Here is a 6,709-nt window from a genome sequence, read left to right as displayed (position 1 = left end):
CATTGAACGTCACCGTGCTATCGAACTCGACCGGGCCTTCGAAGATAACCAATGTCGATTCGCTGAACACGACCGTGTCGTTCGAAAAGATATAGATGCTATCCGTATTGATGTCGCCGACCATATCGGCCAAGCTGTCGATTGCATCCTGGACGTTACCAGCGCCGAGTCCTGCATCAGTATCATCGAAAAATGTATACTTCGCCCTAGCGTCGTCGATAAGTATCTGGACTCTCGTAGCGCTGACAGCAATACCTACGAGCATATCCTCGTCGTTAGCCGCCTCGACAATATCTCCGGTCGCGTCACTCGTTAAACGAGCACCCGGAGTGAATGTCTTTGAGGACAACTCGATATAACCCTCGGTTTTTACTAAATAATAATCGGTTCCGCCGACATTTTGGATAGCGGTAATGATACCGATAACCTCCGCCGATGGGTTCGGTCCGACTGCCGCGACGATCTCGTTAGCATCGGTGCCGTCAACCGTAACAACCGTTCCGACGGTCAACGCGGCATCCGATGTCACGGGATACTTGATTTGCGCGAGAGCAAGACCCGAGAAAAGAAATAGCGCTAAAACAATAGCGATTTTCCCCTTCATAGAACTTCCTTTCATTTTTTCCTCCTGTGTTTAAAATGAACTTCTTAGTTTATTTTTTGGTTAAATTCTAGTTTCAAAATTTGTTTTTATCCTTTAATTTCCGAGAGAATTAAATGACCATGAAGGCAACGCCCGCCATCGAACGGCAATGAAACCGACCTTGCGCGGATTTCGTATGTATGTGTGCCTGCCGGAGGTTCATCGATTCCATTAATAGAAATCGGTTTTTTTGCAAAATAATCGTCGTTATATACGAAGAGTTCTGTTTGCGCAATTATTACTTCAGAACCGCCCGGATTGCGGACCAATTCGACGATAATACTCGCGCCGTTATAGCCGTTGAGATCGTCGAAAACCCCATCGAAAGAGAGGAATATCGTCGAGCCGGGGCCGTTTGCTCCGTATGTTAAACTCGTGAGTGAAACATCGCTTCCGATCGGTGCGATGTCTGCGATTGTGGCAACCGTGCTGAAGTTTTTCCCTTGGCCAACAATACCCGAAACATCCAAGTTGCCGGATGCGCTGATATTCCCGTCGATAGAAGCCGAGCCGTGAACGGCGATAGAGTCGTCGAGCTCGATAACATCGCCGACCGCCTGGATACTATCTGCGATAAGTTCTCCGTGAACCTTGAATTGGCTCATCGTAACGGTTGTGTCGAATATATTGCCTGTTTCACTGAATAGAGTATCGTAGTGTATCTTGTTACCGTGTAGCAAGCCGTCAAAATAGATGTTTCCGCCAACAGTTAGGTTTCCGTCTATTGTAGCCGAGCCGTGAACGGCGATAGAGTCGTCGAGCTCGATAACATCGCCCACCGCCTGAATACTGTCTGCGATAAGTTCTCCGAAGATTTTGAATTGGGAGAAAACAACCATTGTGTCTTCGGGTAATTTGCTTCTTGTAAAAAGAGTATCGAAACCAAGGTTACCATTTGCGAGGGATTCGACATCTGCGGGTATCGAGATAAGGCTGTCCCAAACTACATGCGCAGCCCAACCCGATGAATCCACTCCGGCAATTACCCAGCTCGTTCCGTCCCACATGAGATATTTGCCTGTAAAACCGCCGGTCGTATCGACATCGCCGAGATCGAAGAGCGAATTATCGGACAAATCATCCTCTTCGATTGGGATTGGGACTGTCCAAATAGCCCGCGATGTACCTTCCGTAATCACTAACGTATGTGTGGCATTTATCCAAACGACGGAAGTTATAAGCTCATTGTTTGGATCGGGGTCGTCGTCGTTCACCCAATCGGAATCCGGAACCCATTCGGAGCCGTTCCAGCGTATAATTTGGTCGAGAGTTAAACCGGCCGTATTAACATCGCCGAGATCGTCGAGGACATTATCGGAGAGGTCGTCGGCCTCGTTGTCGATATGGACTGCTTTGATATTGCAACATCCCTCGAAAAGCCAGAGAGAGTCCGTCACGTCGTCGTATTCGAAAGTCCAAATAAGCTCGTTCGTTCTCGAATGGTCGTCGTCGTCCACGTTATCGATTCCATCTCGAAAACCCGCAGGTATAGAGAGAATATCCCACCAATATATTGTGCCGCCATCGTCCGTGCCATCGGCGAACCCCGGTGGCATTCCATCGATATCTCCCCAGTTTATCGTCCCGACGGAATCGGCATATTTAGCTCGGAAAGCATAAGGCGAAGTCGAGAAATTCGACCGAGGGACTAAGTCATGACCATCGACCGATATTTGCAGCCAATATTCGTTGTCGAATGAAAGATCAATAGGTAACACCGAACCTAACGTCACCTCGAAGAGGCCCTTGACTATAGGCACAGTGGTATAGCCCTCAGTCCAAAGAGCAGTTCCACCCGCTTCGATGTTAAAAATACTAAACACAAACGGAAGAGTATCATTGACCCCCACTCCGGTCGGCGAAGTTAATTTTCCTTGATAGAAAATCGTCTCCGGGATCTCGGCAACTAATGCCGAACAAGCTAAGAAAATTAAGAATATTAACTTACACCTATTCATTGCAGCTCCAATAAATATAGAATAATAAACACATGCATAGCGTAATCGATTTGCTTTTACAGTATTTTAGATATTAAAAAATCAATTACAAGGAAAAAAAAGTGTTATTATTTTGTGTAAGAATAATAAGCGAAAAAAACACATCGTGCAGCAAAGGTATAATAGGCCGATTTATTAAGATTATGTTAAATATTTTATACAATAATACATTGCGAACAAAATTCTATTCAAAATCCTTATATCCTTTATTAATCGGTAATAAGCCATTTAGCTGAATAAACGATGTATAACTAGTATTATGGTCATAAAGAATATAGGTATTTAAGGAAACTGACAATATGAACACTTAACGTAAAACAAATGTCATGTCAAGAAAAGCATACAAGTATATTTAATAACATAAAAACCTTTGCGCGTGTTAAGTTACAGCATTATATTGTCCCTAACCTTTTAAAGGAGTCGATTTGTGTGATATAGAAAAATTATTAAAATCAGAGGGCGGAATTATTAATACGTGGCTCGAGAAGCTTATGCCTCGCGAAAAAGAACCGCCGAAAATACTTCATAGCGCAATGCGCTATTCAGTTTTTGCTGGAGGTAAGCGCTTGAGACCGATTCTCGCCGTACTCTCTTTCAAACGCCTAGGGGGCGAAGGCGATTTTATCTATACTCCAGCATGTGCCTTGGAGCTAATACATACATATAGCTTAATTCACGACGATCTTCCTTGTATGGATAACGATGACCTCCGTAGAGGTAAACCTACAAGCCACAAGGTTTTCGGAGAAGCTATGGCAATTCTCGTTGGTGATGCTCTTCACGCGATTGCCTTCGAACTTATGGCCAGAGCCGGCGATGTCCGTGTTATATCAGATGTTGCTCGCGCGATAGGAACACAGGGTCTGGTCGGAGGCCAGGTCTTCGACCTCGAAGCCGAAGGAATAACACCTACACCGGAAATCCTCGAGGCCATTCATCGAGGGAAAACAGCTGCGCTTTTAGCTACGAGTCTGCGAATGGGAGCATATATCGCTAAAGCCTCGGATGAGGAGATAAATAAAGTATCGAAATATGGCGAGAATATGGGACTTGCATTCCAGATAATCGATGACATTCTCGATATAGTCGCTGACGAAAAAGCCCTAGGGAAACCCATAGGTTCCGACGCCGAACGGAATAAAGCAACATATCCCGCATTATTTGGGATAGAGAAAAGCAGGCAAATAGCCGAAGATTTGATTCAAAAAGCCAAATATGCCCTCGGAGAAAGCGAGAAAAACCTAAACCTATTCGCAATAGCCGATTTCATTCTCGATAGGGCTTATTGATGGGTTGCCAAATGGCATAAAACTTGCGCTTTGAAACATTTAACCTGGGTTTTCCCGGATTGGTTGCTTTTCACAAAAGAGGTATTGTTCTTGTCTAAAAGAAGTAAATCAGTTTTAAAAACTGCTATTATCATTGCATTGGCGAATATTATTTTTGGTTCCGGGTGTGTTTACTACAATACCTTTTTTCTTGCAAAAAAGAATTACCGCTTTGCTGAAAAAACACGCCTACGCAGCACAACCGATGCACTGCCATCCGATGCTGTTACAAAATATGAGATCGCGATTAAAAAATCATCTAAGGTTTTATCATTCTATCAAGAAAGCAAATATATCGACGATGCGTTATTTCTTCTCGGGATGTGTTTTTATCGAACCGGCGAGTATGCCAAGGCCGTACGCAAATTTGATGAACTTCTGGAGGCCTTCCCGAAAAGCGATTATGTTGACGAGGCCGATTACTGGAGGACGCTTAGTATATACGAACTCGGCGATTTCGATGATGCCCTCGACAGGCTTCGAGAACTTGCGCAATCCGGAGATTACGCAGAACGAAGCATCTTTATGATAGCTGAACTTTTTTATCAACAGGAAGATTACATATCCGCAAAGGATGCCTTTGAAGACTATCTCTATGCATTTCCAAGCGGAAGATACTCCAGCCTCGTCCACTATCGCCTTGCTACTATCGAGTTTGTGCAAGAAAGCTATAAGGTATGCATCGAGCAAGCAAGAATGATGTTTGCTAAAGAAATAACGCCTGCGGAATTCTTCGGTTCTCGTATGCTCATCGGCGAAGCTTTTACAGAGCTTGATAGCCTGAATACCGCACTTATACATTACGAACACCTTAGAAAAAACGAGGATTTTTATACGCGCTGGCCCGAGGTTGACTTACGCATTGGCGATGTTTATTATTTGCTCGAAGATACGACATCGGCTATTGCCGTGTGGTCGGGTGTCTGCATCGATTTTCCCCGAACCGAGAATTCTGCATGGGGATGGTTCAAGCGCGGAGACCTTCACCTTAATTTCGGCGAGATTACCGTTGCCAAAGCTGAATTCGATTCCGCAGCGGCACAGGTTGGTTCCGGTAAAGTTAAAGAACTTGCTCTCCAAAAAAGCGCTTCTATTGCAAAACTACAGGAATTTAAAGATATTTTACAATCGGATAACGACTCAATCGATGTCGATATTGTTGCCACTGAGATGGCCCTTGCGGAGATGTATCTTCTGGAGCTTGAACAACCCGATTCAGCCCTTTCTGAATATAATTATATCTTGAAAAATTATCCGGATGACTCTCTAGCACCCAAAGCCTCCTATGGAATTGGTTGGGTGTATGCTTATAAGACTCAGGAAAGAAGTAAGGCTGACTCAGCCTTTGCAAGCCTTCTTAAGCAATATCCCGAAAGCGATTACGCAGTTGGTGCGGTTGATTATTTCGTTGGAAGAGGCGCGGCGCTCGATTCATTAGGAGTAGAAACAGTGGCCTATTATTTCATCAAGGCCGAGGAATTTCTCCTTACATACAACCGAACGGATTCGGCCCTAGCTTACTATGGCTTTGTCGCAGATTCTTTTGCGCAAAGCCAATTTAGACCTAAAGCTCTCACTGCTATGGCATATATTCACGAGACCATTACCTTTAACTATTCTGTAGCCGAATCAATCTACACTTTTATCGCCGATAGCTTCCCGGATACCGAAATTGCACACCTTGCTCAGGTTCGACTTGGAAAAGCTGCTCCCAAAATTGAAAGAGAGCGAGCGCCTGAGATGCTCGACTCATCTGGATTCGCAGATGAAGATACAGCCGAAGTTAAAGATGAATATACGGAAGGACCTAAGCGTAATGAATTACGCTCGGTGCACGGCGGAATTATTGATCCGGTGACCGGAAAAGAGATTCCCCGGGCTCCGAGACCTAGATACCCTGTCGAACTACGCTATCCCCAAGCCGAATGGAAAAGTAAACTTCAAGGTCGTGTTGTTCGCCTGAAAATCAGAATAGACCCGTTTGGCGAGGTCGATGAAGTCGAACTTATGGCCACTTGCGGAAGCGATGTTATCGATAACGCTGCGATTGCCGGAGTTAAAGAAACTGAATGGAATCCCGAGGAGATTCCTATCGAACATATTGGAGACTGGTTTTACTTTGAGGTTCGAGTCAATAAGCCGACTGAAACTCTTGAGAGATCACATTAGTTTTTATATTCGCATAATCGAATGATAATTGTTTAAAAGAAAATAACTTAATATGAAAGACAAAAGGGGATTCGAGCTTGAAACTCACTGTGTCGTCGATCTCGACGCCTTTAGAAATAATGTAAAAAATATCCTCAGTTGGGTAGAAAACCGGAAAGTTATTCTTGCGGTCAAAGCCAATGCCTATGGTCACGGTGTGGTTCCGATATGCCGCGAAGCCAGCGATGTTGGTATTCAGCACTTTGGGATTGCGACTGTCGATGAGGGCGTTTCGATACGCCAATCTGGCGTTGTTGGTGAGATAATTGTTCTAACACCTGCTACTCTCGAACAAATACCGGCTATTGTAGAATACGACCTTCATGCGAATGTAGTCAACCAGGTATTCGTTCACGCCCTATCTGTAGAGGCCGAGCATCAAAAAAAGAAAGCCGAGTGCCACATAGAGATTGATACCGGTATGGGTCGCACCGGTTTCTGGTTCTCCGACGCCATCGGAGATATTGCGCATATAGCCCAGCTTCCATGGGTTAAGATAGCCGGAGTTTTCTCGCACTTCCCTGTAGCCGATT

5 protein-coding genes are annotated in these 6,709 nt (G+C 44.7%); 3 read left to right on the top strand and 2 right to left on the bottom strand.

Annotated elements, in window-relative coordinates:
- Positions 1-619 (bottom strand): hypothetical protein (locus KAH81_08385; GenBank protein MCK5833672.1); only part of this gene is annotated, 619 nt, incomplete at its 3' end.
- A 71-nt stretch (positions 620-690) separates the two neighbouring features.
- A complete protein-coding gene (locus KAH81_08380) occupies positions 691-2,601 on the bottom strand; it encodes a hypothetical protein (protein ID MCK5833671.1) in 1,911 nt (636 codons plus the stop codon).
- A gap of 530 nt (positions 2,602-3,131) precedes the next feature.
- On the opposite strand from KAH81_08380, the gene KAH81_08375 reads away from it, so the two are divergent.
- The 3 genes from KAH81_08375 to KAH81_08365 all read left to right on the top strand — a co-directional run.
- Positions 3,132-3,929 (top strand): polyprenyl synthetase family protein, encoded by a 798-nt coding sequence (locus KAH81_08375; GenBank protein MCK5833670.1) that lies wholly within the window; start codon positions 3,132-3,134, stop codon positions 3,927-3,929.
- Positions 3,930-3,959: 30 nt separating this feature from the next.
- A complete protein-coding gene (locus KAH81_08370; GenBank protein ID MCK5833669.1) occupies positions 3,960-6,137 on the top strand; it encodes a TonB family protein in 2,178 nt (725 codons plus the stop codon).
- Between the two features lie 52 nt (positions 6,138-6,189).
- Positions 6,190-6,709, top strand: a 520-nt coding sequence (locus tag KAH81_08365; protein MCK5833668.1) for an alanine racemase, incomplete at its 3' end; no start/stop codon positions are given.

This window comes from bacterium (assembly GCA_023145965.1).
In the GTDB taxonomy this organism is placed as follows: domain Bacteria; phylum UBP14; class UBA6098; order UBA6098; family UBA6098; genus UBA6098.
This window is presented reverse-complemented; position numbering and strand designations above follow the sequence as displayed.